The 25,871-nt window shown below is 75.7% G+C and carries 25 protein-coding genes; 15 read left to right on the forward strand and 10 right to left on the reverse strand.

The window, feature by feature from the left end; all coding sequences use genetic code 11:
• Window positions 1-189: 189 nt before the first annotated feature.
• Complete coding sequence (locus ABIE39_RS01825) at window positions 190-762, forward strand: SigE family RNA polymerase sigma factor (RefSeq protein WP_114552853.1); 573 nt, start codon at window positions 190-192, stop codon at window positions 760-762.
• Window positions 759-2,123, forward strand: a complete 1,365-nt coding sequence (locus tag ABIE39_RS01830) for a hypothetical protein (protein ID WP_175008717.1) — start codon at window positions 759-761, stop codon at window positions 2,121-2,123. Before ABIE39_RS01825 ends, ABIE39_RS01830 begins: the two co-directional genes overlap by 4 nt.
• A gap of 8 nt (window positions 2,124-2,131) precedes the next feature.
• Here ABIE39_RS01830 and ABIE39_RS01835 read toward each other — a convergent pair whose 3' ends face one another.
• Window positions 2,132-3,085 carry a TIM barrel protein gene (locus ABIE39_RS01835; RefSeq protein ID WP_114553895.1) on the reverse strand — a complete coding sequence of 318 codons (954 nt, stop codon included), beginning with the start codon at window positions 3,083-3,085 and terminating at the stop codon, window positions 2,132-2,134.
• A 154-nt stretch (window positions 3,086-3,239) separates the two neighbouring features.
• On the opposite strand from ABIE39_RS01835, the gene ABIE39_RS01840 reads away from it, so the two are divergent.
• Window positions 3,240-3,509: an HPr family phosphocarrier protein gene (locus tag ABIE39_RS01840; protein WP_114553893.1), complete on the forward strand. Its 270-nt coding sequence runs from the start codon at window positions 3,240-3,242 to the stop codon at window positions 3,507-3,509.
• Window positions 3,510-3,553: 44 nt separating this feature from the next.
• On the opposite strand, the gene ptsP is transcribed toward ABIE39_RS01840, so the two are convergent.
• Together ptsP and ABIE39_RS01850 are read right to left on the reverse strand one after the other, a co-directional pair.
• The gene (gene ptsP, locus ABIE39_RS01845; RefSeq protein WP_502914826.1) at window positions 3,554-5,233 is read right to left on the reverse strand and encodes a phosphoenolpyruvate--protein phosphotransferase; all 1,680 of its coding nucleotides are present in this window, start codon (window positions 5,231-5,233) and stop codon (window positions 3,554-3,556) included.
• A gap of 50 nt (window positions 5,234-5,283) precedes the next feature.
• Window positions 5,284-6,684 (reverse strand): PTS transporter subunit EIIC, encoded by a 1,401-nt coding sequence (locus ABIE39_RS01850; RefSeq protein WP_144681554.1) that lies wholly within the window; start codon window positions 6,682-6,684, stop codon window positions 5,284-5,286.
• A gap of 360 nt (window positions 6,685-7,044) precedes the next feature.
• On the opposite strand from ABIE39_RS01850, the gene ABIE39_RS01855 reads away from it, so the two are divergent.
• The 4 genes from ABIE39_RS01855 to ABIE39_RS01870 all read left to right on the forward strand — a co-directional run bounded on the left by ABIE39_RS01855 (window position 7,045) and on the right by ABIE39_RS01870 (window position 8,962).
• Complete coding sequence (locus ABIE39_RS01855) at window positions 7,045-7,899, forward strand: UTRA domain-containing protein (protein WP_114552943.1); 855 nt, start codon at window positions 7,045-7,047, stop codon at window positions 7,897-7,899.
• Window positions 7,896-8,141 (forward strand): PTS sugar transporter subunit IIB, encoded by a 246-nt coding sequence (locus ABIE39_RS01860; RefSeq protein WP_021482555.1) that lies wholly within the window; start codon window positions 7,896-7,898, stop codon window positions 8,139-8,141. Before ABIE39_RS01855 ends, ABIE39_RS01860 begins: the two co-directional genes overlap by 4 nt.
• Before the next feature lie 126 nt (window positions 8,142-8,267).
• Complete coding sequence (locus ABIE39_RS01865) at window positions 8,268-8,498, forward strand: PTS sugar transporter subunit IIB (protein ID WP_034650918.1); 231 nt, start codon at window positions 8,268-8,270, stop codon at window positions 8,496-8,498.
• Window positions 8,498-8,962 carry a PTS sugar transporter subunit IIA gene (locus ABIE39_RS01870; protein WP_074805013.1) on the forward strand — a complete coding sequence of 155 codons (465 nt, stop codon included), beginning with the start codon at window positions 8,498-8,500 and terminating at the stop codon, window positions 8,960-8,962. Before ABIE39_RS01865 ends, ABIE39_RS01870 begins: the two co-directional genes overlap by 1 nt.
• A 64-nt stretch (window positions 8,963-9,026) precedes the next feature.
• On the opposite strand, the gene ABIE39_RS01875 is transcribed toward ABIE39_RS01870, so the two are convergent.
• Window positions 9,027-9,422, reverse strand: a complete 396-nt coding sequence (locus tag ABIE39_RS01875) for a Rid family hydrolase (protein WP_175008718.1) — start codon at window positions 9,420-9,422, stop codon at window positions 9,027-9,029.
• 73 nt (window positions 9,423-9,495) lie between these two features.
• Between ABIE39_RS01875 and ABIE39_RS01880 the strand changes: the two genes are divergently transcribed.
• Window positions 9,496-9,918, forward strand: coding sequence for a winged helix-turn-helix transcriptional regulator (locus ABIE39_RS01880; protein ID WP_114552940.1), 423 nt, complete (start codon window positions 9,496-9,498; stop codon window positions 9,916-9,918).
• Here the strand turns inward: ABIE39_RS01880 and ABIE39_RS01885 are convergent.
• The gene (locus ABIE39_RS01885) at window positions 9,896-11,929 is read right to left on the reverse strand and encodes an NHL domain-containing thioredoxin family protein (RefSeq protein ID WP_502914824.1); all 2,034 of its coding nucleotides are present in this window, start codon (window positions 11,927-11,929) and stop codon (window positions 9,896-9,898) included. The genes ABIE39_RS01880 and ABIE39_RS01885 overlap by 23 nt on opposite strands.
• Window positions 11,930-12,026: 97 nt before the next feature.
• Here ABIE39_RS01885 and ABIE39_RS01890 point away from each other — a divergent pair, with 97 nt between their 5' ends.
• From ABIE39_RS01890 to ABIE39_RS01900, 3 genes are read left to right on the forward strand one after another with little or no spacing between them, the layout of a single operon-like run.
• Complete coding sequence (locus ABIE39_RS01890) at window positions 12,027-12,245, forward strand: heavy-metal-associated domain-containing protein (RefSeq protein WP_354050162.1); 219 nt, start codon at window positions 12,027-12,029, stop codon at window positions 12,243-12,245.
• Window positions 12,242-13,213, forward strand: coding sequence for a DUF8832 domain-containing protein (locus tag ABIE39_RS01895; RefSeq protein WP_354050164.1), 972 nt, complete (start codon window positions 12,242-12,244; stop codon window positions 13,211-13,213). The genes ABIE39_RS01890 and ABIE39_RS01895 overlap by 4 nt, the downstream gene beginning before the upstream one ends.
• A gap of 46 nt (window positions 13,214-13,259) precedes the next feature.
• Window positions 13,260-15,524 carry a heavy metal translocating P-type ATPase gene (locus tag ABIE39_RS01900; RefSeq protein ID WP_354050166.1) on the forward strand — a complete coding sequence of 755 codons (2,265 nt, stop codon included), beginning with the start codon at window positions 13,260-13,262 and terminating at the stop codon, window positions 15,522-15,524.
• Window positions 15,525-15,570: 46 nt separating this feature from the next.
• Here the strand turns inward: ABIE39_RS01900 and ABIE39_RS01905 are convergent, their stop codons facing one another.
• The 4 genes from ABIE39_RS01905 to ABIE39_RS01920 all read right to left on the reverse strand — a co-directional run bounded on the left by ABIE39_RS01905 (window position 15,571) and on the right by ABIE39_RS01920 (window position 22,597).
• Window positions 15,571-15,831, reverse strand: a complete 261-nt coding sequence (locus ABIE39_RS01905) for a hypothetical protein (RefSeq protein ID WP_354050168.1) — start codon at window positions 15,829-15,831, stop codon at window positions 15,571-15,573.
• A gap of 81 nt (window positions 15,832-15,912) precedes the next feature.
• A complete protein-coding gene (locus ABIE39_RS01910) occupies window positions 15,913-17,007 on the reverse strand; it encodes a chymotrypsin family serine protease (RefSeq protein WP_354050169.1) in 1,095 nt (364 codons plus the stop codon).
• A gap of 104 nt (window positions 17,008-17,111) precedes the next feature.
• On the reverse strand, window positions 17,112-19,541 hold the full coding sequence (locus ABIE39_RS01915) for a YhgE/Pip family protein (RefSeq protein ID WP_354050171.1): 2,430 nt from the start codon (window positions 19,539-19,541) through the stop codon (window positions 17,112-17,114).
• A complete protein-coding gene (locus ABIE39_RS01920; protein WP_354050173.1) occupies window positions 19,538-22,597 on the reverse strand; it encodes an MMPL family transporter in 3,060 nt (1,019 codons plus the stop codon). The genes ABIE39_RS01915 and ABIE39_RS01920 overlap by 4 nt, the downstream gene beginning before the upstream one ends.
• Before the next feature lie 129 nt (window positions 22,598-22,726).
• Here ABIE39_RS01920 and ABIE39_RS01925 point away from each other — a divergent pair, with 129 nt between their 5' ends.
• Both ABIE39_RS01925 and ABIE39_RS01930 read left to right on the forward strand, forming a co-directional pair.
• A complete protein-coding gene (locus tag ABIE39_RS01925; protein ID WP_114553725.1) occupies window positions 22,727-23,428 on the forward strand; it encodes a TetR family transcriptional regulator in 702 nt (233 codons plus the stop codon).
• 43 nt (window positions 23,429-23,471) lie between these two features.
• Window positions 23,472-23,837 carry a VOC family protein gene (locus ABIE39_RS01930; RefSeq protein ID WP_074804981.1) on the forward strand — a complete coding sequence of 122 codons (366 nt, stop codon included), beginning with the start codon at window positions 23,472-23,474 and terminating at the stop codon, window positions 23,835-23,837.
• Window positions 23,838-23,846: 9 nt separating this feature from the next.
• Here the strand turns inward: ABIE39_RS01930 and ABIE39_RS01935 are convergent, their stop codons facing one another.
• Window positions 23,847-24,668 carry a helix-turn-helix transcriptional regulator gene (locus tag ABIE39_RS01935; RefSeq protein ID WP_354050175.1) on the reverse strand — a complete coding sequence of 274 codons (822 nt, stop codon included), beginning with the start codon at window positions 24,666-24,668 and terminating at the stop codon, window positions 23,847-23,849.
• A gap of 50 nt (window positions 24,669-24,718) precedes the next feature.
• Here ABIE39_RS01935 and ABIE39_RS01940 point away from each other — a divergent pair, with 50 nt between their 5' ends.
• The gene (locus ABIE39_RS01940) at window positions 24,719-25,456 is read left to right on the forward strand and encodes an alpha/beta fold hydrolase (RefSeq protein WP_354050177.1); all 738 of its coding nucleotides are present in this window, start codon (window positions 24,719-24,721) and stop codon (window positions 25,454-25,456) included.
• A gap of 130 nt (window positions 25,457-25,586) precedes the next feature.
• Window positions 25,587-25,793, forward strand: a complete 207-nt coding sequence (locus ABIE39_RS01945) for a hypothetical protein (protein WP_074804975.1) — start codon at window positions 25,587-25,589, stop codon at window positions 25,791-25,793.
• The last annotated feature ends 78 nt before the right edge of the window (window positions 25,794-25,871 follow it).

The raw sequence follows: 25,871 nt of genomic DNA on the forward strand, positions 1-25,871 counted from the left end.
CTACGTCAGCCGTCCGGCCGCGCGTTCCGCCGGGTCGCGGGACCGACCCGGGCGTCGCCAGTGGCATCCTGGGCGATCCCTGCGAGCTCCCGGAGAAAGGTGGAACCCGTGACGCCCTCCGCTGCGTCTGGCAGTCGTGAGGAACCGACGTCGGCCGGGGTGCCGACCGCAGCAGAGGGGCGGTCGGCCATGACGGACGTCGCGACCGAGCGGTGGGGCGGCGCGCACGAGGTGCAGGTCGTGCGCGTCGGCCTGACCGCCGAGGAGCGCTTCACCGAGTTCGCCCGGGCGAGCTCCGCCGACCTGTACCGGTACGCGTACCTGCTGTGCGGGGACGCCCACCGGGCGCACGACCTGGTGCAGCTCGCGCTGGAGCGCACGTTCCGCGCGTGGTCGCGCGTGGGCCACGGGCAGCCGTTCGCCTACGCGCGCCGCGTCGTGGTGACGGCTCGCATCGACTCGTGGCGTCGCACCCGCAGGGAGGTCTCCGTCGAGCACGACACGCTCGTCGGTCTCGACGTCCGGGCGACGGGCGACCCGTCCGAGGTGGAGGACCGGGACCGGGTGGTGCGGGCCCTGCTCGCCCTCCCCGTCAAGCAGCGGCGGGTCGTCCTGCTGCGCTACGTCCTCGACCGGTCCGAGGCCGAGACCGCCGCGGAGCTCGGGATCGCGGTCGGCACCGTGAAGTCGACCGGCTCCCGGGCCCTGGCCCGCCTGCGCACCTTGATCGCACCCGAGCACGGGACGGAGACCGAGCGATGAGCACGACGCCGGAACGCAGGACCCCGGAGGACGAGGACCTCGTGGCACGGGTGCGCGCCGCGCAGACCGCCGTCGAGGTGCCGCACACGCTGGACCCGGACGCCCTGGCGCACCGCGCGGTCCGGCGCGTGCGGGTACGACGGCGCGTGGTCGCCGCGAGCGGGTCGGCCGTCGCCGTGGCGGCGCTGGTCGCGGTCGCGGCACTCCTGCCCGGGGCGCTCTCGCGCGGGACGGCGCCGTCGCCCGCCCTCGCGGCGGCCCCCGCGCGGACCACTGCGCCGACGTCGGAGGGGGCGGCCCCCGCCCCCGCGGCGCCGCCGCAGGAGCCCGCACGCTACCTGCCGGTGGGCGACGGCGAGCTGCCGGAGCTCCCGGGTGTCGAGCACGGCGTCGTCGGCACCCACCACGGGGACTACTCCGTGCAGGGCGGGCTCACGTACACGCTGCCACCCGGGGGGTGGGAGGTCGAGGGCGAGGCGTTCGGCGAGCCCGCGTCGGTCCTCTGGAGAGCCCCGGAGCACTGGGCCCCTCCGGGGTCGGAGATCCCCGCGGACGCGGTCCCGCCGCCCATGATCGACTCCGGCGCCACGGTGCGCATCGACGTCGACCCCGGGGCCGCGTCGTGGGTCGTCCCCGCCCGGGACTCCGGAGCCTGGACGGTCGAGGTCCCCGGCGCGGACTTCGTCGTGGTGACGCGGAGCCCGTCCGACGAGCCGCACCTCGTCCGCTGGGAGGCCCGGGTCCGGTACGGGGACACGGGCTGGACGGTCCGCCTGGACTTCACCGACGACACCGTGGGTGACGCTCTCGCCCGCGACTTCCTCGGCAACCTGTGGTTCGAGCCCGAGGGCGAGCCGGAGTGGTTCAGCCCGACGTACACGTACCCGGAGATCGGCGCGCTCACCACGGGCACGCCCGCCGGGTGGCAGACGGCCACGACAGGCACCCTCTCCTACGCCGTGCCGCCGGCCTGGACCGTCGCCGAGGTCGAGGGCAACTACGGCCCCGGCGTGGAGTGGACGGGCCCGTTCGCCACGAACCCCGGCCCCGTTCAGGACGGCACGTCCCCCGACGTGCACTGGACCATGTTCGTGCAGCGAGGCGGCTCCGGGGGCCGCGCGTTCGACTACTCCGGCGAGGAGTGGCACGGGCAGCGGATCGAGGTCCCGGGCGCCGACTTCGCCGAGGTGCTCCTGTCCCAGGGGCCGTTCTGGGCGGACGACGGGATCTCGGCGCTCAGCGCGGACGTCCGGGTCCACGGCGCGGACGGCGGCGAGAACCTCATGCTGATGGTCTCGCTGCCCGGTGACGACGCGGGGCTCGAGACGCTGCGCGGGATCCTCGGCTCGCTACGGTTCTGACCCGCCCGTCAGCCGGTGCCGGCGCTGCCCGCGGCGTCCTCCGCCGCCGCGATCTCGCGTGCCTCCGCCTCGCCCCACGCGTCGACGTGGCGGTGCGGGGGCCCGGGCGGCGGCGAGTACCCGGGGTGGGGCCCCGGCGTGAGGTAGGTGCGCGCGAAGAACAGGGAGGCCGCGAGGTCCTCGCGCCGCTCGGCCGCGGTGCGGGCCCGCCGCGTCGAGATCTCGACGACGACGTCCCCCGTCCAGCCGCGCTGCACGAGCTCGGTGAGGACCTTGTCGCACGGCTGGTCGCCCCGGCCCGGGACGAGGTGCTCGTCCGTGATGGACGACGACCCGTCCGCGAGGTGCACGTGCGCGAGGCGGCCGTCGAACACGTCGAGCAGCGCGAGCGCGTCCTGCTGCGCGACGGCGGCGTGCGACAGGTCGAGCGTCACGTGCTCGTAGCCGTGCTCGGACGGGTCCCAGCCGGGGAGGTACGCCTGCATCTCCCGTTTGCGGCTGCGCCACGGGTACATGTTCTCGACGGCGATCGTGACGCCCTCGGTCTCGTCGAGCTCGCCGACGAGGTCCTCGAACTCGCGCGCGTACCGGTACTGCCAGCGGAACGGCGGGTGCACGACGACGGTGCTCGCCCCGACCTCCTGCGCCAGCTCGACGCTGCGCCGCAGCTTGGGGCCGGGCGACCGTCCCCACACGCGCTGGCTCACGAGGAGCGTGGGCGCGTGGATGCTGCGGATCGGCACGTCGTGCTCGGCGGAGAGCCGGCGCAGCGCCGCGGCGTCCTGCGTCGTCTCGTCGGACCACACCATGACCTCGACGCCGTCGTACCCGAGGTCGGCCGCCGCCTCGAAGGCGTACTGGGCCTTGCGCGGGTAGACGCTCGCCGTGGACAGCGTGACGTGGATGCGCGGCGGCTCCCCCGGTGACGGTGGGACCTCCCGCGGCGTCGTCGCGTCTGACATGCCGGTCACCCTAGACCCGTCCGCTGTGGCCCACACCAGCGGGCGGTCGACGCCGACGACCTCGCGGCGCGCGGAGGGCTTCCGACCCTCCCCTTTCCCGGCCGGATCGCCTAGGATGCACTGGTCCAGACCACTTGTCTGCCGGAGGAACACCATGGACCGTGCCGTCGTCGTCGCGATCACCGAGGGCCTACATGCCCGCCCGGCCGCGCTCTTCGTCAAGACCGCCGCCGCCCAGCCCGCGCCCGTGCGCATCGCCAAGCCCGGCGGCGACGCCGTCGAGGCAGCGAGCATCCTCGGCGTCATGACGCTCGGCGTGTCGGCCGGGGACGAGGTCGTGCTGTCGACCGACGCCGACGGCCACGAGGCGAGCGCGTCGATCGACGCGCTCGTCGCCTTCCTGGAGCAGACCGAGGTCGCCTGACGCCGTGCCCGGCCCCGCGGTGGCGGGGCCGGGCACGGCGCCCGTCACAGACCCAGCTCGTCGAGCACGGGGAGCCGGGCACGCACGGCCGCGCGCGCGGCGTCGGGCGTGGGCTGCTGGAGCGCGAGGAACGCGAGCTCCTCGCACTGGTCCGACGTCGTCGCGGCCAGCACCGCGGCGACGTCCGGGAGCGCGCGCGGCGTCATGGACAGCGACGTCACCCCGAGCCCGACGAGCACCGGGGCGAGCACCGGGTCGGCCGCGGCCTCCCCGCACACGCCGAGCGGTCGCCCGTTGAGCGCCGCCCCGGAGCCCGTCGCCCCGACGAGCGCGAGGACCGTCGGCTGCCACGCGGTGGACAGGCGCGCGAGGTCGGAGACCTCGCGGTCGGCCGCCATCGTGTACTGCGTGAGGTCGTTCGTGCCGATGCTCGCGAACGCGGCCTTGGCCAGCACCCAGCGCGCGCCGAGGGCCGCGGCCGGCACCTCGATCATCACGCCCGCCGTCGCGAGGCCGTGGTCCGCGCACAGCGCGACGAACGACTCCGCCTCGTCCGGCGTCGCGATCATCGGCGCCATGACCCACACGTCCGCCGACTCCGCCTCCGCCGCGCGCGCGACCGCCGTGAGCTGGCGGTCGAGCACCTCGGGGTGGCGGCGCGCGGTGCGCAGGCCGCGCACCCCGAGCGCCGGGTTCGGCTCGGCGTCGGGCGTGACGAACGGGAGCGGCTTGTCGGCGCCCGCGTCGAGCGTGCGCACGACGACCTTGCGGCCCGCGAACGCGGCGAGCACCTCGCGGTAGGCCGCGACCTGCTCGTCGACCGTCGGCTCGACCGTCCGGCCGAGGAAGCAGACCTCGGTGCGGAACAGCCCCACGCCCTCCGCACCCGCCTCCGCGGCGGCGCGCGCGTCCGCGCCGTCCGCGACGTTGGCGAGCAGCTCCACGCGGCGGCCGTCCGCCGTCCGCCCGGGACCGTCGAGGCGCCGCCGGGCGCGGCGCGCGCCCCGGGCCGCGACGACCGCCGCCACGTCGTGGTCCGACGGGTCGCGCTCCACCGTGCCGAGGCCGCCGTCGACGAGCACGGTCTCGCCGTCGCGCAGCGCGAGCGCGTCCTCGACCGCCACGACGGCCGGGATGCCCAGGGCGCGCGCGAGGATCGCGGTGTGCGACGTCGGCCCGCCGCCGCGCGTGACGACCGCGAGGACTCGCCCGGGGTCGAGCTGCGCCGTGTCCGCGGGCGCGAGGTCGTCGGCCACGAGGACGAACGGGTGGCCCGGGTCGGGCACGCCGGGCACGGGGAGGCCGAGCAGCGTCGCGACGATCCGGTCGCGCACGTCCCGCACGTCGCGCGCCCGCTCGGCGAGGAGACCGCCCAGCGCCTCGAGCCGCCCGACGACGACCCCCGCCGCGTCCCACACGGCCCGGGCCGGGGTGGCCCGCAGCTCGCGCACCCGCCCGACGGCGTCGCGCGCCAGGGCGGGGTCGGCCGCCATCGCGGCGGTCACGCCCAGGACCTCCGCCGCGGCGCCCTCGGCCCGCGCAGCGCGGGCCGTGAGGTCCTCCTGGACCGTCGTCACCGCCGCGAGGACCTGCGTCACCGCGAGGTCGACGTCGGCGTCCGACGCGTCGGCGGGCAGCGGCGCCGGGTCCGGCTCCGCGACGGAGCCGGGCATCCGCGCCACCGGTCCCGCCCCCCGCCCGGGGCTGACCGGCACGCCGGCCAGCCCCGGGTCGAGGTCCCGCGCGGGGGCGCGCGTCGCGTCGTCGGCGAGCGTCACGCCGTGCTCCCGCCGCCGGACGCACCCGTCCGGCTCGGGGTGCCCGCCGGAGCGGTGTCGTCGACGGTTGCGCGTCGCGCGGCCGTGGCCTCGGTCGCCGAGGCCTCGGGCCGGGCGTCGTCGGTGGTGTCGACGGCCCCGGTCGCCTGGACGGCGCCCTCCGCGTCGTCGTCCTCACGGCCCGGGGTCCGCAGGTTCCAGCGGGTGATGACGAAGCGGAAGAGGACGTAGTAGAGCACCGCGTACCCGAGCCCGATGGGGATGAGGAGCAGCGGCATCTCGGCGATCCGGAAGTTCAGCAGGTAGTCGATCGCACCCGCGGAGAACCCGAACCCGTCGCGGATGCCGAGCGCGTTGACGAGCGCGAGCGACGTGCCGGTGAGGACCGCGTGGATGACGTACAGCGGGTAGGCGACGAACACGAACGCGAACTCGAGCGGCTCGGTGACGCCCGTGACGAACGAGACGAGCGCGGCCGAGCCCATGATGCCCGCGACGACCTTGCGCTGCGCCGGCTTGGCGGTGTGGACGATCGCGAGCGCGGCGGCCGGGAGCGCGAACATCATGATGGGGAAGAACCCGGTGAGGAAGGTGCCCGCGGTGGGGTCTCCCGCGAGGAACCGGAAGATGTCGCCCTGCGCGACCGTGCCGTCGGCGGCGGTGTACTCGCCGAACTGGAACCACGGCAGCGAGTTGAGCAGGTGGTGCAGGCCGATGGGCACGAGGAGGCGGTTGAGCGTGCCGAAGACGAACGCCCCGAGGATCGTCGAGCCGGTGACGAACCCGCCGATCTGCTCGTTGATGAGCCAGTCGAACGCGGGGTAGATCAGCGCGCCCACCACGGCGATGAGCACCGAGACGCCCGCCGTGACGATCGGCACGAACCGCCGCCCGCCGAAGAACGCGAGGTACGGGGGCAGCTTGATCCGGTAGTACTTCTGGTACAGGAGCGCGGCCGTCAGACCGATGACGATGCCCCCGAGCACGCCGTAGTTGATGAGCGCCTGGGTCTCGCCCTCGGCGGCCTTGCCGAGCACGTACGGCGACAGCGAGTCGCTGACACCCTTGAAGACGAGATAGCCGATGAGTGCCGCGAGGCCCGTCGTCCCGTCGGCCTTCTTGGCGTACCCGACCGCGACGCCGAGGGCGAAGATGATCGGCAGGTTGCTGAACAGCGCGTTCCCCGCGGCGCCGAGGACGTCCGCGACGGGCTGCATCCACGCGAAGGTCCCGGCGGCGCCCTGGGCGCCGAGCATGTCCGGCTGACCGAGACGCAGCAGCAGCGCGGCAGCGGGGAGCGACGCGATGGGCAGCATGAGCGAGCGCCCGACGCGCTGGAGCTGCGCGAAGCCGGGCACCCCCCTCTTGGTCCGCGTCGGTTCGGCGACGGTCGTCATGTCCTTCTCCTCCTGGGCAGGCCTGGGGCGCAGGCGAGGTGCGTCGAGCGGCGGCTGTGGCGCGACGTCGAGCGGCGTCGTTGCCGGTCCCGGGGCACGGCGAGAAGACCTGGGGTCGTCGTGCCCGGGCTGTCGGTCCAGGTTGTCTGGACCACTTGCAGGAAGAGTGGTCTAGACCTCATGATGTGTCAACCCCCGAGGGTGACCCGGGACACACGGCGGGCCCCGCGGGGCGCGTCGTCGCAGGTCGCACGACGGCCGGACGACGACAATGCAGCCGTGGAGAACGCGGCACCGGAGCAGGGCGGTCGGCGACGACCGGGACCAGGGACGGCACGAGGACGAGGACGCGGCACGACGATGAGCAGGTCACGATCGCAGGCGAGCGAGCACAAGTACCTCACGGTGCGCGCCTACCTCGCCGACCTCGTGGCGAGCGAGCTCTCCGTCGGCGACGCGGTGCCGTCGGAGCGCAGCCTCACCGAGAAGTTCGGCGTCTCGCGCATGACCGTGCGCCAGGCCGTCGACGCGCTCGTCACCGAGGGCGTGCTCGAGCGGGCCCAGGGCCGCGGCACCTTCGTCGCGCCGCCGCGCGCCGACTTCGAGATGCGGCTCACGACCTTCGGTGAGGAGGCACGACGGCGCGGCATGGAGCCGGGCACCGAGGTGCTGGAGGCGGGGACGGCCCCCGCGCCCGCGTCCGTCGCCGAGTCGCTCGGTCGCGCGACGGGCGACCCGATGCACCACGTCGTGCGCCTGCGCACCGCCGACGGGTCACCCATGAGCGTCGAGGAGGCGTGGATCCCCGTGGACCTCGCCCCCGACCTGCTCGACGACGGCGTGCCCGAGAGCCTGTACGGCGCCCTGCGCGAGCGCGGCCTCGCGCCGACGTGGGGCGAGGACACGATCACCGCGTCCGACGCGACGGTCCAGGAGCAGAAGCTCCTCGAGCTCCGCGCGTCACGAGCCGTCATGCGCACCGTGCGACGCACGTTCGCGGGCGACTCCCCCCTCATGTACTCCCGCTCCAGCTACCGCGGCGACCGGTACAGCGTCTTCGTCCCGCTGCGCGAGGCGCGCCCGACGCTCGTGCCGCGCAGCACCACCGGGGACGACACCCCCGCGGACGGGGGCGCCGTCACCGACGACGCGCCGACCGACCAGCTCGCCCCCGTGCCGGTGCCGGCACGGGCGACCGAAGGGAACGACCGATGACACAGTCCGACGCGGAACGCGCCGCGACGATCCTCGCCGGCCTCGGCGGGGTGGGGAACATCGAGGAGATCGACCCGTGCACGACGCGGCTGCGGTCGCTCGTCAAGGACCCCGCGCTCGTCGACGCCGCCCTCCTGCGCCGCGCCGGCGCGTTCGGCGTCATGGTGAACGGGCGCGTCGTGCAGGTGGTCGTCGGCCCGCAGGTCGACACCATCGCGTCCGACCTCGCCGACCTCATGTGAGGAACCCGACCCGGGCGCGACCCGGGCCACCGCCCTACCCTGCGCACCCGCGCACCCCGACCGGCACGGCTGCCGGCCGGTCCCCCCGACCCGGCCCCGGCCGGACCCCGACCCCGAGGAGCACCCGTGAGCAAGGCAGAGCAGATCCTCCGAGGCCTCGGCGGCGACGCGAACGTCCTCGACCTGGAGGCGTGCATCACGCGCCTGCGCGTCGAGGTCGAGGACCCGGCGCTCGTCGACGACGCCACGCTGACCGCGGCCGGGGCGATCGCCGTCGTGCGGTCGGGCGCCGCGATCCAGGTCATCGTCGGCCCCGAGGCCGACAACATCGTCTCCGACATCGAGGACCTCCGCTGATGGCGGCGCCGCTCACGGTGCTCGTCCCCGTCACGGGCACCGTCGTGGACGTGAGCGACGTCGACGACCCCGTCTTCTCCGCCGGTCTCGTCGGCCCCGGGCTCGCCGTCGAGCCCGACGACGCGCAGGGCGGCGAGGCCGTCGCGCCCATCACGGGCACGGTCGTCAAGCTGCACCCGCACGCGTTCGTCGTCCAGCACGACGACGGCCGCGCGGTCCTCGTCCACCTCGGCATCAACACGGTCCAGCTCGGCGGCGAGGGCTTCACGACGCACGTCGCGCAGGGCGACCACGTCCAGCGCGGCACGGTGCTCGTCACCTGGGACCCGAAGGCCGTGCGCGCCGGCGGCCGGTCGGCGGTGTGCCCGGTCGTCGCGCTCGAGGCGGCGCCCGACGACGTGACCTCGCTCGCCGAGGTCGGTGCGTGGGCCGCCCACGGCGAGGAGCTGCTCACCTGGGGCTGACGCCCGGCCCGCCCCGCCGGCGCGACCCGGCGGGGCCGGGCGGGGCCGGGCGGGACGCCGCGTGTCAGTCGAGCACGGCGGTCGCCTCGACCTCGACGAGCACCCCCGGCGCGAAGAGCGCCTGGACACCGATCAGAGAAGCGGGCGGGAGCGGCCGCGGCATCGCGAGCTCGTCCGAGACGCTCTCGATGCCGGCCAGGAAGTCCGCCATCGCGGTCGGCTCCCACCCGACGACGAAGAACGTGAGTCGCACGACGTCGTCGAACGTGGCACCCGCGGCCGCGAGCCCTCGGGCGGTGCTGCGGAGGGCCGCGGCGACCTGGCGCGCGAGGTCGTCGCGGTCGGGGTCGCCGCCGACCTGGCCGGCGACGTGCACCTGGCGGCTCCCCGTCGCGACCGCGACGTGGTGGTAGGGGGCGGGCTGGAGCATGCCCTCGGGGGTGAGGTGCTGGACGGCCATGGGGACCTTCCTCTCGGTCGGGTATCCCATGGATACTTGATCGCCCGAACGCACTTCAACGAGACGAGGTGTCGTGCCCGATACCGCCCCACCACCCGCGTCGCACCGCCTGGAGATCGGCGACGACCACCGGCGCCTGCTGAACCAGGTGCTCGACACGTGGTCCGTCCACGTCCTCGAGACCCTCTGCGACGGCCCCGCACGGTTCAACGAGCTCCGGCGCGCGATCCCTGCCGTGACGCAGAAGTCGCTCGTGGCGACGCTGCGGCGCCTCGAGCGCCACGGCATCGTCGACCGTCGCGTGGTCCGCACCCGGCCCGTCGCGGTCGAGTACCGCATCACCCCGCTCGGCAAGACGCTCCGCGAGCCCGTCGACGCGCTGCTCGCCTGGGTCGACGCGCACCGGCGCGAGGTCGAGGCGGCGCAGCGCCGGTTCGACGACGAGCTCGACGAGGGCGCGCCGGACGACCCCGTCAGCCGCGCAGCGGGAGCGTGAGGGACGGGACGTCGCCCGGCTCACCACGGTCCACCACGCGGACCGGCACGCCCCAGTCCTGCTGCGCGAGGTGGCACGCGGGGAACACGTCCGGGTCGGGCTCGCCGCCGGGGCCGAGCGGGACGACGTCGCACGACGCCGCCCGGGCCGTCACGTGCAGCACGCCCTCGCCGACCTCGGGGTTGATGACCAGGTCGCGGCCGAGCTCGACGCCGACACCCTCCCCGGACAGCAGCAGCTCGGGCGGCGTCGCGCTCACGCGCAGCTCCGTCGACGGGCCGAACCGGTCGTCGAGCTTCTGCCCCGGCGCCGGGACGAACGGCACGTCGAGCCACAGCGGCCCGGCCCCGATGTCGGTCACGGGACGCTGCGTGCGGTGCGCGCCGCCGTCGAGCACCTCGCCCGCGAGCGACGCAGGGAGCGCGACGCGCGTGAGGCGGTGCGCCGCGGACTCCACGACGAGCAGGTGGACCTGCGGCTCGCCGCCCGGCCCCTCGCCCACCTGCACGACGACGCCGCTCGGCTCCGCGAGGCCTGTCGCCAGGGTCGTGACCTCGCCGGCGAGGCGGGTTCCGGAGGTGTCGTCGCCGACGCTCCCGGCGTCACCGGGAGCCGGGGCGAACCGGCGCAGCGCCCCGTCGTACGTGTCCGCGACGACGACGCTCCCGTCGGGCAGCGTCGCGACGCCGAGCGGGTGCTGCATCAGCGCCTGCTCGGCCGGGCCGTCGCGGTGGCCGAAGTCGAACAGCCCCTGCCCGACGGCGGTCCGCACCTCGACACCCCCACCCTGCCTCCGGGTCGCACGACGCAGCGCCGACGTCTCGGCGTCGGCGACCCAGACGGCCCCGTCCTGGTCGACGGCCAGCCCGGACGGCTGCGCGAACCAGGCCGACGCACCGGGCCCGTCCTCCAGACCCTCGTTCATGGTCCCGGCGAGGTGCGTCATCGAGCCCTGCTCGCCGTCGAACGCCCACAGCGTGTGATTTCCGGCCATGGCGACGACGAACGCCGCGAGGTCCCGCGACCAGGCCACGTCCCAGGGCGACGAGAGGCGGACGTCGAGCGGCGCGTACTGACCGCCCGCCTCGGCGGGACCGTGGCCCGTGGCGTCGGCACCCCTCCCCTCCCGCAGCACGACGTTCTCGACCCCGCCGACCATGAACTGCTCGCCCGTCCCCGCGACCGTCGTCACGTGGCCGTCGGCGAGGCGCACCCCGCGCAGGACGTGGTTGGCCGTGTCCGCGACGACGACGTCGTACCCGAGCCACGGTCGGAGCTCGACCGGGACGAGGCACAGCCCGTTGGGCTCGGCGAACCGCGCGTCGTCGGGGCCGCCGTCGGCGAGCCCGCGCTCGCCGGACCCGATGCGCCGGACGAGGGTCTCGCCGTCGGGCAGGAGCTCGGCGAGCGCGTGGTGCCCGGCGTCCGCGACGAGCAGGTTGCCGCCGGGCAGCTCGACCGCCTTCGCGGGGAAGCGCAGCGTGCCCGACGACGGCGCGGGCGCCACGTACGGGCCGTCGCCCCGGTGCAGCGTGCCCTTCGCGTCGTGCTCCACGACGAGCTCCTCGACGAGGGCGGCGATCGCGGACGCGTGCCCCTCCCCCGCCATCTGCGCGACGACGTAGCCCTCGGGATCGACGACCACGAGCGTCGGCCAGGCGCGCGCCGCGTACGCGGACCACGTGACGAGCTCCGGGTCGTCGAGCACGGGGTGGTGGACCTCGTACCGCTCGACCGCGGCCGCGAGCGCCGCCGGGTCCGCCTCGTGCTCGAACTTCGGCGAGTGCACGCCGACGACGACCAGCACGTCACGGCGCCGCTCCTCGAGCTCGCGCAGCTCGTCGAGGACGTGCAGGCAGTTGACGCAGCAGAAGGTCCAGAAGTCGACCAGCACGATCTTGCCGCGCAGGTCGGCGAGGGTCAGGTCGCGACCCCCGGTGTTGAGCCAGCCGCGCCCGACGAGCTCGGACGCGCGGACACGGGGAAGTCGCTCGGTGGTCACGCTCCCCATTGTCGCGCGACCTCCGACCCTTGACCCACATACCCCTGGTGGGTATATTCGCCATCGTTCGATACCCCGCCGGGGTATCTGGCCGAGGAGGAGCGCGATGAGCATCGTCGAGATCGAGTACCAGGTGACCGGCATGACCTGCGGCCATTGCGAGATGTCGGTGCGCGACGAGGTCGAGCAGGTGCCCGGCGTCACCGTGATCGACGTCAGCTCGACCACCGGTCGGCTCGTCGTCACGGCCGAGCAGCCCGTCGACGACGCCGCGGTCCTCGCCGCCGTCGACGAGGCCGGCTACACCGCGGAGCGGGTGCGATGAGGGCGCCCGCCCGGATCGGGCTCTACGTCGCCGGGCTCGGGGTCGTGTTCGTGGCCTCGGCCGCGGTCGCGGGCGCCGTCGTCCCCGAGGGCGCACCCTCGGGGACGTCCGCCGCGCACGCCCCGGAGCAGCACGCCGCCACGAGCGACGACCCCGCGCAGGAGACCACGAGAGGAGCGGACATGGTCGGCGGACTGTCCCTAGAGCAGGGCGGCTACACGCTCGGCAAGATCGAGGCCCCGCAGACGCCGGGCACGCCCGGCGAGCTCGCCTTCACCCTGACCGGCCCCGCGGGCGAGCCGGTGACCGACTTCGCCGTCGCGCACGAGCAGCGCCTGCACCTCGTCGTCGTGCGCTCCGACGGGGCGCACTACCGCCACGCCCACCCCGAGATGGACGAGGCCGGCCGCTGGTCCGTGCCCTGGACGTGGGACTCCGCGGGCACCTACCGCGTGTACGCCGACGCCGTCCCGACCGGGGGCGACCCGCTCACCCTGAGCCGCACCGTCGAGGTCGCGGGCGAGGTCGTGCCCGTGCGGGCCGACGCCCCCACGACCACCGCCTCGGTGGACGGGTACGACGTCGCGCTCGAGGGGAGCCTCGAGGCCGGTACGGTCTCGAGGCTGGCGCTCGAGGTCACGCGGGACGGCGAGCCGGTGACGACGCTCGAGCCCTACCTCGGCGCGTTCGGCCACCTCGTCGCCCTTCGCGACGGCGACCTCGCCTACCTGCACGCCCACCCCGAGGGCGCCGAGGCAGCGCCGGGCGAGGTCTCGGGCCCGACCGTGGCGTTCGCCGTCGAGGCACCGACCGCGGGCCGGTACCTCCTGTACCTCGACTTCCAGGTCGAGGGCCAGGTGCGCACCGCGGCCTTCACCGTCGAGGCCATCGGCGCCACGTCGACCCCCGACGACGCCCCGGACGACGCCCCGGCGGGCGACGACCCCGCCCCGCACGACGACCACTGACCACCCTGCACCGGGCAGCGCGCTGCCCGGCCGGAAGGAGCACCTCATGACGGCATCGGCCGCCCCGTCGCCGGGGACGTTCGTCGAGCTCGAGATCGGAGGGATGACCTGCGCCTCGTGCGCGATGCGGATCGAGAGGAAGCTCAACAAGCTCGAGGGCGTCACCGCGACCGTGAACTACGCGACGGAGAAGGCGAAGGTCACCGTCCCGGACGGCGTCGACGCGGCCACGCTCATCGCGGAGGTCGAGAAGACCGGGTACACGGCGCAGGTCCCGCGCGCCGAGGCCCCCACCTCCGAGCAGGACCCGGACACGGACGCGGACGACCCCGAGCTCACCGCGCTGCGGCACCGGCTGATCGGCGCCGTCGTGCTGTCGGTCCCGGTCATCGCGATGGCGATGGTCCCCGCGCTGCAGTTCACGTACTGGCAGTGGGCCAGCCTCGTGCTCGCCGCGCCCGTCGTGGTGTGGGCCGCGTGGCCGTTCCACCGCGCCGCGTGGACCAACCTGCGCCACGGCGCGGCCACCATGGACACCCTGATCTCCGTCGGGACGACCGCCGCGTTCCTCTGGTCGCTGTACGCGCTCTTCCTCGGCACGGCCGGGCAGCCGGGCATGACGCACCCGTTCACGCTGTCGGTCGCCCGGACCGACGGCGCGGCGAACATCTACCTCGAGGTCGCCGCCGGCGTCACGACGTTCATCCTCGCGGGCCGTTACTTCGAGAAGCGGTCCAAGCGGCAGGCGGGCGCCGCGCTGCGGGCCCTGCTCGAGCTCGGCGCGAAGGACGTCGCCGTGCTGCGCGACGGCGCGGAGACCCGCATCCCGATCACCGAGCTCACGGTGGGCGACGAGTTCGTCGTGCGGCCCGGGGAGAAGATCGCGACGGACGGCACGGTCGTCGCCGGCACCTCCGCCGTCGACGCCTCGATGCTCACGGGCGAGTCCGTGCCCGTCGAGGTCGGTGAGGGCGACGCCGTCACCGGGGCGACCGTCAACGCCGGCGGGCGGCTCGTCGTGCGCGCGACGCGCGTCGGCGGCGACACCCAGCTCGCGCAGATGGCGCGCCTCGTCGAGGACGCGCAGTCCGGCAAGGCGCAGGTCCAGCGCCTCGCCGACCGGGTGTCCGCGATCTTCGTCCCCATCGCCATCGCGATCGCCGTCGGCGCCCTGGGCGCGTGGCTCGGGGCGGGCGCCCCCGCCTCGGCGGCGTTCACGGCCGCCGTCGCGGTCCTCATCATCGCGTGCCCGTGCGCGCTCGGCCTGGCCACCCCGACGGCGCTGCTCGTCGGGACGGGACGCGGCGCGCAGATGGGGGTGCTCATCAAGGGACCGGAGGTCCTGGAGTCCACGCGCTCCGTGGACACCGTGGTGCTCGACAAGACCGGCACCGTGACGACGGGCGTCATGACGCTCGCCGACGTCGTCACCGGGACGGGCACGGACCGCGCGGAGCTCCTGCGCCTCGCGGGCGCGCTGGAGGACGCCTCCGAGCACCCCGTCGCCCGGGCGATCACCCGCGGTGCGGCGCAGGAGGTGGGCCCGCTCCCCGTGCCCACGGAGTTCACCAACGTCGAGGGCAAGGGCGTGCAGGGCGTCGTGGACGGGCGAGCCGTGCTCGTCGGCAGAGAGACGCTCCTCGCCGAGTGGGCGCAGCACCTCCCGCGCGAGCTCGCCGACGCCAAGGCCCGCGCCGAGGAGCAGGGCGGCACGGCCGTCGTCGTCGGCTGGGACGGGCAGGCTCGCGGCATCCTCGTGGTGGCCGACGCGGTCAAGCCCACGAGCGCCGAGGCGATCCGCCAGCTCCGCGCCCTCGGCCTCACCCCGGTGCTCCTCACCGGGGACAACGCGACCGTCGCCCGACGGATCGCGGCCGAGGTCGGCATCGACGAGGTCATCGCGGAGGTCATGCCGAGCGACAAGGTCGACGTCGTCAGCCGGCTCCAGGGCGAGGGCAAGGTCGTCGCGATGGTCGGCGACGGCGTGAACGACGCCGCCGCCCTGGCGCAGGCAGACCTGGGCCTCGCCATGGGGACGGGCACGGACGTCGCGATCGAGGCCGCCGACATCACGCTCGTGCGCGGCGACCTCCGCTCCGCGGCCGACGCGATCCGCCTCGCGCGGCGGACGCTCGGGACGATCAAGGTGAACCTCTTCTGGGCCTTCGCCTACAACGTCGCCGCGATCCCCCTGGCGGCCCTCGGCCTGCTCAACCCGATGCTCGCCGGTGCCGCCATGGCGTTCTCGAGCGTCTTCGTGGTGGGCAACAGCCTGCGCCTACGGTCGTTCTCCAGCCGCGCGACGGGCTGACCGCCGGAGCGGTCCCTCGCACCCGGACGCGTCGAGCGGTGGAGGCTCAGGCGCGCGACGCCGTCACGTCGCCGACGACGCGCACCTCGACGTCGACGCCGTCCACCGTCTCGGGGACCGCGACGTCGTCGGACGTCACGTTGACGCGCAGCAGCCAGTCGTCGCCCACGCCGGACGTCCCGGCGCCGCGCGCCGCCGCACCGGTCAGGTCGGCGCGCGCGATGCCGACACCGGTCACGCCGTCGAGGCCCGCGAGCTCGTCGCGCAGCGCGGCCTTGGCCTCCCGGGCTCGTTCGAGGGTCGCCACGGCAACCACCTCCCGCACCCATTGTGCGCCCGACGACGGCCGGGGGGCAGGGCCGAGCGTCCCGAGCAACGTCGCGGCGGTTCAGCCGGACGGCGTCGCGCCGGCTCGGCCGAGCAGCGTCGCCCCCAGCCGATCGAGGACCGTCCCGATCGGGTTGCAGTACGTGAGCCCCGTGCCGTTCGCGCCGCCGGTCTCCGACCCCGCGAACAGCAGCCCCAGCGCCACGCCGTCCTCGCGGTACACGAGCGACCCGGAGTCGCCGCCGCGCGAGAAGGGCCCGTCGCCCGTGGACTCGACCTCGATCTGGTCGTCGAACCGCAGCGCGCCGAGCCCGTCGCCGTACCCCACGACGACGTCGTCGAGCTCGATCGCCGTGACCCGGCCCGCGGTGACGCCCGTGGTCCGGCCGGACTTGCCCACGACCTCACCGCCCAGCGCGACCGCCGTCGTCGTGATGCGCCCGATCGGGTACTCGGGGTCGACCTCCGGGTCGTCGAGCAGGGCCACCGCGGCGTCCACGGTCTGCGTGACCCCGGCCTCCAGCGGGACCAGCCCGGCGAGGGTGCCCACGCGGTCGTCGGGCGCGCGCCCTCCGTCGGCCGGGCCGGGCTGCACGACGACGTCCCCCACCCGCGCTGACGGCGAGCCGACGAGCACGTGCCAGTTGGACAGCGCGTAGACCGACGCCTCGTCGGCGCCGTCGACCGCCGGCGGCGCGACGCGCACGAACGCCCCGAGCGTCCCCGCGGTGACGTCCACGTGCGCGACGGAGACCCCGGGCCGCAGCGGCCGGACGCGGCCCGTCTCGCCGGTCGCGTACGCGGTGACGACGGGCGGGCGCACGCCCGGGCCGTCGTCCCGGGCACGCCCGGCGGCCGGCGCGGCGGCGAGCGGACGGATGCGTCCCGTGCGCCGCACGTCCACCGTGTCGCCCGCCTCCGAGGCGACCTTGCGCGCGATGCTGCGCGCGGTGGGCAGGCCGAGGCGGTACCGGACCGCGATCGCGTACCCGCCGTCGTCGTGCGGAGCGAGCCCGATCGCGAGCGTGGGGGCGCGCACGGCCTCCGCGGCGTCGGGCACGTCCCGCGCCTCGATCACCGCGCCGGACCGCTCGGCGAGCTCGCGCGCGTAGTCCGCGAGCTGCGACTTGATCTCCCGTGCCTTCTGCTGGTCCATCGGTGCACCGTCCCCTCGCCCGACGGACGGCTCCCGCCGCCCGCGTCCTGCCGAGAGAGTCTGGCGGCAGCCGCCCACACGCGCACCGCGGCACGCCGCACGCGTCAGGCGCGGAGCAGCTGCTCCACCCTGACGGACCGACGGCGCGCGACGACGAGCGTCGTCACCGCGACGGACACGAGACCCCACAGGACCAGCGCGACGGCGTCGCCCGCTCCCCCGGCCGCACCGGGGTCGACGATCGACGTGAGCAGCCGCAGCGCCGAGCCCACGGGCAGCGCGTCGCGCAGGCTCGTGAGGGCGGCCGGGACGGTCGCGACGATGCCGGTCGCGACGAGCAGCACCGCGACGAGCAGACCGATCGCGCGCCCGACGTTCCCGAGGAGCGCCGCGAGCGCCTGGTTGAGCGCGACGAACACGACCGACGCGAGCGCCCCGGTCGCGAGCAGGCCGACCCAGCCGCCCACGCTCGCCCCCTCGACCGCGGCGAGGACGCCGCCGACCACGAGCCCGGTCGCCGCGGCGATCCCCGCGGGGAGCGCGAGCGCGGCCAGCGCGAGCCGGCCGGGGCCGCGCGTCGACCCGAGGAGCCGTGCCGGGACCGGCGGGAATGCGACGAAGATCGCGAGCGCGCCGAGCCACAGCGCGAGCACCGCGAACAGCGGGCCGGTCGAGCCGGTCCCGAGGTCGTCGACGCCGGGCGCTGCCACGGGGTCCGCGACGACGGTCGCGAAGTTCTCGCGCTCCGCGTCGGTGTACGAGGGGATCTGCCCGGTCGCCTCGCCCAGGCCGTCGGCGAGGTCCGACGTGCCGCCCGCGAGCTGCCCGACGCCGCCCGCGAGGTCGCCCGCGCCCGTCGCCAGCTCCTGGGTGCCGGTCGCGAGCTGGTCCGCGCCGGTCCCGAGCGCGCCGACGCCGTCGGCGAGCTGGTCCGCGCCCGTGCCGAGCGTCCCGACCCCGGCGGCGAGGCCGTCGGCTCCGGTGGACAGCCGGCCCGCACCACCGGAGAGCTGCGCGGCGCCACCCGCGACCTGGTCCGCCCCGGACGCGAGCTGCCCGAGCCCGGCGGAGAGCGCCGCCGCGCCCTGGGCCACGCCGGCGGCACCGGTCGACGCCTGCGCCGCGCCCGTGGCGAGGTCGTCGGCTCCTGCGGCGAGCTGGTCGACGCCCGCCGCGAGCGCGTACAGGCCGGTCGGGTCGCCGCCCTGCCCCGACGGCGAGCCCGCCAGGGCCGCGTTCCCCGCGGCGACGCCCGTCGCGCCTGCGGCGAGCGGACGCAGCGCGGCGAGCTGCTGGTCGAGCGCCTGGCACGTGGGGTCCGTCGACCCGTCGACGCATCCCGCGGCGACCCGCTGCTGCTCGAGACCGGCGACGACCTGGGCGAGGCCGTCGGCCACGTCGCGCGATCCCGTCGCGAGCGCGGTCGCGGTCTCCGGGAGCGACCGGCCGGTCGACGTGCCGTCGGGCAGCCGCACGTCCGCGATCGAGGCGTCGAGCGCGCCGAGCCCGCTCGCGAGGTCCGACGCCCCGGTGGACAGCTCGCCCACGCCGCCCGCGAGGCTCTGCGCCCCGGAGGCCAGCTGCCCCGCGCCCGCGGCGCTCTGGTCGACGCCGTCGGCCACCTGCCGCGACCCCGCGGCGAGGCCCTGGGCGCCGCTCGCGACGCCCTGCGCGCCCGACGCGAGCTGGTCCGCGCCGCTGCCGAGCTCCCCGACCCCGGCGGCGAGGCCGTCCGCGCCCGTGCCGAGCTCCCCCACCCCGGACGCGAGCGCGCCCGCCCCGGTGGCGACCTCGCCCGCGCCGGACGCGAGCTGCGTCGCCCCGTCGCTCGCCTGGGCGGCGCCGTCGACGAGCTGGTCCGCGCCGTCGGCGGCCTCGCCGAGCTGGTCGTGGAGCGTCGTGAAGCCGGTGAGGACGCCGTCCACGTAGTTCTCGGTGAGCGTCGTGCCGAGCACGGACGTCGCCGTCGTGGTGACGATGCGCGCGAGCGCCTCGTCGACGACCCGCCCGCCGGGCGTCGTCTCGACGGACAGCGTGGCCTGCGTCGCGGCCGACGGGTCGCCGCCGAACGACGTGGCCGCCGCGGAGAAGTTCTCCGGGATCGTCACGACGGCCGCGTACGTGCCGTCGGCGAGCCCGGCCGCGGCGTCGTCCGCGTCGGTGATGACCCAGTCGTAGTTCGTCGTCCCCGGGTCGGGCTGCACGGCGACCGCGCCGGTGTCGGTCGAGGCGGCACCGCCGCTGACGAGCCCGGCGGTGAGCTGCCGGCCGAGCGGGACGGTCTGGCCGTCCACCTCGACGGGCTCGTCGAGGTTCACGACCGCGGCCTTGACCGTGTCGAGGCGTTCCTGCGGGTTCCACAGCGCCCACAGGAGCAGCCCGAGGACGGCGAGGGGCAGCGCGACGGCGGCGGCCACGGTCCACGCGCGCCGGGCCCCGACGCGGCGGGGGCGCGCCCCGCCGGCCGGTGCCGGGAGGGCCGTCGGGTCGGCGGTCGGGCCGGTCGGGACCGGCTCGGGCGGGAAGACGCTCATGCGGGCACCTCCTCGGTGCGCGGGCCGACGACGGGCGCGGCGGGGACGGTGCGGTCGGGGAGGTGCGGGTCGTGCAGGTCGAGCACGGGCGTCCCGGGCGGGGCGAGATCCGTCGGTGCGGGCCCCACGGCGCCCAGCACCACCGCCGTGCCGCGACCCGCCGCGTCGGCGAGCACCTCGGCCAGCGCGGCCCGCTCGGCGGGCGACGTGACGGCGTCGGTCCCGACGACGGCCAGGAGCCGGGGCCGCTCGCGCAGGACCTCGGCGACGCTCGCCGCGGCCGGCACGCGGTGCGCCGCGGGCGCCGGGGCGTCGCCCGGGAGCGCGGCGACGTCCGCCGCGAGGTCCACGAGCGCTACCCGGCGCCGCACGGTCAGCGCACGCTCCGGCAGCACCAGTCCCGTGACCTTGAGGGCCCCGCTCGTCGGGCGCAGGCGCCCCGCGAGCGCCAGGACGACCCCGGACACCGCCGCGGGCGACTCCCCGTGCACGACGAGCGACCCGCCGTCGGGCACCCGGACCGTGACCGGCTCGGCCAGCGGGCCGCGCGCGCCCGCGACGACGAGGTCGTGCGCGACGACAGCGTCCGTGCTGCCCGGCTCCGGCCAGTCCGCGAGCGCGAGCTCCTTCGACAGGCCCTCGCCCTCGACGTCGAACGACGGCAGCACCCGGTCGAGCCAGCGCGGCATCCACCACGCCTTGTCGCCCAGCAGCGCGAGCACGGCCGGGACGAGCGTCATACGCACGACGAACGCGTCGACGAGCACGCCGACCGCGAGGCCGAGCGCGATGGGTTTGAGGCTCATGTCGCCCTCCGGCACGAAGGCCACGAACACGGCGAACATGATGACCGCGGCCGCGGTGACGACCTTCGCGGACGCCTGGAACCCCGTGAAGATCGACCGCCGCGCCTGGCCCGAGTGGACGTAGTCCTCGCGGATGCGCGCCACGAGGAACACCTCGTAGTCCATGGCGAGACCGAACAGCACGCCCATGAGCACGATCGGCATGAACGAGATGACGGGCCCGAGGCGCGTCACGTGCAGCGCGTCCGCGAGGAACCCGTGCTCGAACACGAGGGTCACGACGCCGAACGCCGCGCCGACCGAGAACAGGTAGCCGAGCGTCGCCTTGATCGGCACCGCGACCGACCGGAACACCATGGTCAGCAGCACGAGCGACAGGCCCACGACGACGAACGCGAACGGCAGCAGCGCCGCCCCGAGCTTCGCCGAGACGTCGATCCCCACCGCCGTGAAGCCCGTGACCGCGAGGTCGACGCCGTACTCGTCGAGGAAGTGGTCGTGCTGCGCGCGGATCTCCGTGACGAGGTCCTTCGTCTCCTCCGAGTCCGGCGCGCCGGTCGGCACGACCTGCACGATGCCCGTGTCCGCGGTGAGGTTCGGCGTCGCGAGCGGCACGTCCGCCACGCCCGGGAGGCCCGCGATCTCGTCGCCGAGGTCGTTCATGAGCCCTACGGGGTCCGTCGACGTGACGATCGTGCCCGTGACGATGAGCGGCCCGTTGAAGCCCGGGCCGAAGTGCTCCGACACGAGGTCGTACGTGACGCGCGCCTGGTTGTCCTCAGGCAGCGTCCCCGCGTCGGGCAGCGCGAGCTGCAGGTCTCGCGCCGGCAGCGTGAGCAGCACGATCGCCGCGACGACGAGGCCGATGGTCAGCAGCGGGATCCGCGTGACGGCCCGCACCCAGCCCGCGAAGAAGCGGTTGCGGTGCTCGGTCGTGGTCGGGTCGGAATGGTCCCGGGTCGGGTCCGCGGCGGGGGCGCCCTCGGTGCTCGGGGCTGTCGCGCCGTCACCCGGGTCGTCCGGGCGGGGGTTCACGAGTGCGGCTCGACGCCCTGTCGCATCCGAGACCGCACCCACCGCTCGTCCGGTCCGTCGCCCGCGCGACCCGGTCGCCCCGGTCGCCCCGGTCGCCCCGGTCGCCCCGGTCGCCCCGGTCGCCCCGGTCGACCTTCCGCCGTCCGCTCCCGCGGCCGCACGCCGTCGCCCACGCCCGCGACGGCGCGGCGTCTTGGGGCGGAGCCGCTCGCCCGCGAACCCCAGCATCGCGGGCAGCAGCGTGATCGAGACGAGGACGGCGAGCCCGACGCCGACGGCGGCGGCGACGCCCATGACGGTGAGGAACGGGATGCCGGCGACGCCGAGGCCGACGAGCGCGATCATGACGGTGAGGCCCGCGAAGATGACGGCCGAGCCGGCGGTCGCGACGGCCCGCGCCGTGGCCTCCTCGACGCTGAGGCCGGTCGCGAGCTCGTCGCGCTGCCGGGACACGATGAACAGCGCGTAGTCGATGCCGACGGCGAGGCCGAGCATGACGGCGAGCATCGGGGTCGTGGAGTTGATCTGGGCGACGGCGGTCGCGGCGAACAGCAGGCCCATGGTCACGCCGACCCCGACGACGGCGTTGAGGAGCGGCAGCCCGGCGGCGACGAACGAGCCGAACGTGAGCACGAGCACGACGAGCGCGACGAGGAGGCCGAGCGCCTCGGTGACGGTGAGCGTCGGGAACTCGGTGCTGAAGAGCTGCCCGCCGAGCGCGGCCTGCGCGCCGTCGGGCAGGGCCGCGGCGAGGTCGTCGACGACGTCGCCGAGCGCGTCCTTCGTGGCGTCGGTGACCTCGCTCTGGCCCTCGTCGAGCTGGACGGTCATGAGGGTCGCGACGTCGTCGTCGCTGACCGACGCGGGCATGGTGTCGTCGTAGGGGGAGGTGACGGCGGCGACGCCGTCGACGTCGCCGAGCGCGGTGACGGCGTCCTCCACGAGGCCGCGGACGGCGTCGTCCTCGACGGTCGAGCCGTCGGGCGCGACGACCACGACCTGCGCCGACGCGCCGCTGACCTGCGGGAACGTGGCGGCGAGACGGTCGAGCGCGGCCTGCGACTCGGTGCCGGGGATGGTCACCTCGTCGTCGAGGCCCTGGCCGACGAGCCCGGCGAGGCCTCCGGCCAGCACGAGGACGCCGATCCAGGCCACGAGGACGAGCCGGCGCGCCCCGACCGCCCAACGGCCGAGCGAGTACAGCGCTGAGGACACGAGCGGCCTCCCGGGGAGAGTGCAGACGGATTCGAGGATACGCCGCTGTATCCGATGCGTGAACGTATCGGATACACTCGTGCATCGCAAGGCCGCCCGGTTCGGGCGGCACCGTCCGACAGTGGGAGCATGTCCGGCGTGACGACGGACCTCGACCCGACCCGAGTCGACCGCGCGGAGAGCGACGCGCCGCTCTCGCGGCGCCGCGAGCGCACGCGCGAGCGCCTGCTCGACGCCGCCTACGGCCTCTTCGCCGAGCACGGCATCAACGGCACCTCGATCGAGGCGGTGTGCGAGGCCGCGGGCTTCACCCGCGGCGCGTTCTACTCGAACTTCGAGTCGAAGGAGTCGCTCTTCCTCGCCCTCACGGAGCGCGAGATCCGGACGCGCATGCGGAGCCTCGAGGCCGCCGTCGAGCACCTGCCCGACGACCCGGTCCGGGACGGCGTCATCGCGCCGGACACCATCGCGGCGATCGTCGCGGCCGTCATGGCCGACCCGCGCGACGAGCGCCGTTGGTGCCTCATGAGCGCGGAGCTCGAGCTGCTCGCCCTGCGCGACCCGCAGGTCGCCGCGCGGTTCGCCGACCAGGAGGAGTCGTTCCGCACCGAGCTCGCGGACATCCTCACGCGCGTCCTCACGGAGGTCGGCATGCGGTTCGCGATCGACCCGGCGGCCGCGACGCGCGTGCTCATCAGCGCGTACACGTGCGCGGCGCGCGACGCGTTCCTCAGCCCCGCGGGCGACGACGCCGTGCAGCGCGCGCAGACCGCCGACTGGCTCCCGGCGCTCGTGGGCCGGCTCGTCGAGCCGGTGCCCGCTCCGGCCTGAGGCCCGCCCTCGCGCTGTGGGTGGCGCGCGTCACACTGGGGCCATGACACTCACCTTCAGCGGCGCCGTGGTCGACTGCGCCGACCCCGCCGTCGTGGCGGACTTCTGGCAGGCCGCGCTCGGGTGGACGGGGCGCGAGACCGGGCCGCACGGCGAGGCCGTGCTCTTCCCGCGCGACGGCGAGACGATCCTCGGGCCGCCGAGCCTCGTCTTCCAGCGCGTCCCCGAGGGCAAGACGGTGAAGAACCGCCTGCACCTCGACTTCTCGTCGTCGACCCAGGCCGCCGACGTCGCGCGGCTCGAAGGGCTCGGCGCGCGCCGCGTCGACGTCGGGCAGGGCGAGCACGAGACGTTCGTCGTCCTGGCGGACGTCGAGGGCAACGAGTTCTGCGTCCTGCGCGGCGACTGACCCTCCGCGTCACACGGGCTCCGGGCGGTACACCGCGGCAGAGCCCGGGGGCGGCTCCCCCACGTCCGCGACGGGACGCGGGTCGTACGCCTCCGCCGTGAGGTCCGCCCGCTCGACGCGCGAGAGCCGGAACCACCGGACCGCCTCGCGCGCGCGGCACCACGCGACGAGGTACCAGCGACCGCCCGTGTGGGCGAGGAGCACGGGCTCCACCCGACGTGTCGACGTCGCGCCGCGGCCGTCCCGGTACCGGATCGCCAGCACGCGCGAGCCCGCGATCGACTGCTCGACCGCGCGCAGCACCCCGAGGTGCGTCCGCGCCCGCCCGACGACGTGGCCCCGGCCCGGCGCGGCCGTGCCGTCGTGCGGCTCTCCTGGGGGTGCGCCGTCGGGCGGGCTCGCGGGCGGGACGGCGTCGGGCAGGTCCGGGTCCGGCGCGGCGTGGCGGACCCACACGCGCGCGGCGAGCGCCTCGGCCCGCGCGCGGTCGCCCGCGCCGAGCGCGTCCCACACCTTGCCGCGGGCGGCCAGGGCGTCCGCCGCGAACGGGCTGCCGGGCGGGAGCGTCGCGAGCGCGACGGCCACGGCGACGGCCTGGCCGGGCGTGAAGTTCACCGGCGGGAGGGACGCGCTCGGGTCCAGCACGTACCCGCCCCCGGGCCCCGCCTGCGCCCAGATCGTCAGCCCGGCCTGCTGGAGCGCGGCGACGTCGCGCTTGATCGTCCGCTCGCTCACCTCGAGCGCTGCGGCGAGGCGCGGGCCCGTCGTGCCGGTCCGGCCCGCGCGGCGCAGCTCTTCCGCGAGCGCGTAGAGGCGCTCCGTCCTGTTCACCCCAGAATGGTGACAGACAGGTGTCACCGACACCCTGCGAGGGTGGCTGCATGAGCACCCACGGAACGTCCGAGCAGCCCCTCCACGTCGTCCTCGTCCCCGGTTTCTGGCTGGGCGCCTGGGCCTGGGACGACGTCGTCCCCCACCTCGAGGCCGCCGGCCTCGTCCCCCACCCGGTGACCCTGCCGGGCCTGGAGCCCGGCGCGACCGCCGCGGACCGCGCGCACGTCACGCGCGCGGACCATGTCGCCGCGGTCACCCGCCTCGTCGACGGGCTCGACGGCCGCGTCGTGCTCGTCGGGCACAGCGGCGGCGGGCCGGTCGTGCAGGAGGCCCTCGACCGGGACCCCGCGCGCATCGAGCGCGTCGTCTACGTCGACACGGGCCCGCTCGTGGACGGCGCGGCGCTGTCGCCGGACCTGCCGGCCGACGTCGCGGAGGTCCCGCTCCCGACGTGGGAGGAGCTCGCCGAGGCCGGGTCGAGCCTCGACGGGCTGGACGAGGCCGCGCTCGCGCGGTTCCGCGAGCGGGCGGTGCCCACCCCGGGGCCCGTCGCGCGGGGGGTCGTGCACGTGTCCGACCCCCGCCGCCAGGAGGTGCCGGCGACCGCCGTCTGCTCGTCCGTCCCGTCCGCCGTCCTCGCCGAGATGGCGCACCCGGGGCCGCCCCTGCACACCGAGCTGGGCGAGGTCGGGGATGTCACGTACGTCGACCTCCCGACCGGTCACTGGCCGATGTTCTCTCGTCCCCGGGACCTCGCGGGCGTGATCGTCGACGCCGTCTCCTGACCCCCGGGTGAGACATCGTGCACGTTCCGGAAAAAAGTCTCCGAAGTCGCGTCACAGACGGAGACTTCTGCCGTCTCCTCGTGTGGACGGCCGACCGGCCGCCGCAGAACGACGGACGACGAGACGGACCATGCACGACACCCTGCCCTCCGCCCCCTCGCGCACCGAGGTGCGCACCGCCCTGCTCTGGGCGCTCGAGAACGACCGCGACGCGCTCCTCGAGCACCGCGAGACGACCCAGCACTGCTTGTGGACGGCCGCGCGCGGCGCCGCCGACCGGCGTCTCGTGCGGCGCTGGCGCGCGGCGGCCGCAGGGCTTCCGTCGACCGTCGCCTGACGGCGACCGTCGGACGGCGGCGACCGTCGGACGGCGGTCGACGGACGAGCCCTGCGGGCCGCCGCCCGCGGGCGGCGG

The sequence above is a fragment of the Cellulosimicrobium sp. 4261 genome (assembly GCF_040546915.1).
Classification (GTDB): domain Bacteria; phylum Actinomycetota; class Actinomycetes; order Actinomycetales; family Cellulomonadaceae; genus Cellulosimicrobium; species Cellulosimicrobium cinnabarinum.

What these genes read in the sequence shown, in the direction of transcription:
- ABIE39_RS01825 (WP_114552853.1), top strand. Translation starts at nt 190, where the DNA reads ATGACGGACGTCGCGACCGAGCGGTGGGGCGGCGCGCACGAGGTGCAG.
- ABIE39_RS01830 (WP_175008717.1), top strand. Translation starts at nt 759, where the DNA reads ATGAGCACGACGCCGGAACGCAGGACCCCGGAGGACGAGGACCTCGTG.
- ABIE39_RS01835 (WP_114553895.1), bottom strand. Translation starts at nt 3,085, where the DNA reads ATGTCAGACGCGACGACGCCGCGGGAGGTCCCACCGTCACCGGGGGAG.
- ABIE39_RS01840 (WP_114553893.1), top strand. Translation starts at nt 3,240, where the DNA reads ATGGACCGTGCCGTCGTCGTCGCGATCACCGAGGGCCTACATGCCCGC.
- ABIE39_RS01850 (WP_144681554.1), bottom strand. Translation starts at nt 6,684, where the DNA reads ATGACGACCGTCGCCGAACCGACGCGGACCAAGAGGGGGGTGCCCGGC.
- ABIE39_RS01855 (WP_114552943.1), top strand. Translation starts at nt 7,045, where the DNA reads ATGAGCAGGTCACGATCGCAGGCGAGCGAGCACAAGTACCTCACGGTG.
- ABIE39_RS01860 (WP_021482555.1), top strand. Translation starts at nt 7,896, where the DNA reads ATGACACAGTCCGACGCGGAACGCGCCGCGACGATCCTCGCCGGCCTC.
- ABIE39_RS01870 (WP_074805013.1), top strand. Translation starts at nt 8,498, where the DNA reads ATGGCGGCGCCGCTCACGGTGCTCGTCCCCGTCACGGGCACCGTCGTG.
- ABIE39_RS01875 (WP_175008718.1), bottom strand. Translation starts at nt 9,422, where the DNA reads ATGGCCGTCCAGCACCTCACCCCCGAGGGCATGCTCCAGCCCGCCCCC.
- ABIE39_RS01885 (WP_502914824.1), bottom strand. Translation starts at nt 11,929, where the DNA reads ATGGGGAGCGTGACCACCGAGCGACTTCCCCGTGTCCGCGCGTCCGAG.
- ABIE39_RS01890 (WP_354050162.1), top strand. Translation starts at nt 12,027, where the DNA reads ATGAGCATCGTCGAGATCGAGTACCAGGTGACCGGCATGACCTGCGGC.
- ABIE39_RS01895 (WP_354050164.1), top strand. Translation starts at nt 12,242, where the DNA reads ATGAGGGCGCCCGCCCGGATCGGGCTCTACGTCGCCGGGCTCGGGGTC.
- ABIE39_RS01900 (WP_354050166.1), top strand. Translation starts at nt 13,260, where the DNA reads ATGACGGCATCGGCCGCCCCGTCGCCGGGGACGTTCGTCGAGCTCGAG.
- ABIE39_RS01910 (WP_354050169.1), bottom strand. Translation starts at nt 17,007, where the DNA reads ATGGACCAGCAGAAGGCACGGGAGATCAAGTCGCAGCTCGCGGACTAC.
- ABIE39_RS01915 (WP_354050171.1), bottom strand. Translation starts at nt 19,541, where the DNA reads ATGAGCGTCTTCCCGCCCGAGCCGGTCCCGACCGGCCCGACCGCCGAC.
- ABIE39_RS01925 (WP_114553725.1), top strand. Translation starts at nt 22,727, where the DNA reads ATGTCCGGCGTGACGACGGACCTCGACCCGACCCGAGTCGACCGCGCG.
- ABIE39_RS01930 (WP_074804981.1), top strand. Translation starts at nt 23,472, where the DNA reads ATGACACTCACCTTCAGCGGCGCCGTGGTCGACTGCGCCGACCCCGCC.
- ABIE39_RS01940 (WP_354050177.1), top strand. Translation starts at nt 24,719, where the DNA reads ATGAGCACCCACGGAACGTCCGAGCAGCCCCTCCACGTCGTCCTCGTC.
- ABIE39_RS01945 (WP_074804975.1), top strand. Translation starts at nt 25,587, where the DNA reads ATGCACGACACCCTGCCCTCCGCCCCCTCGCGCACCGAGGTGCGCACC.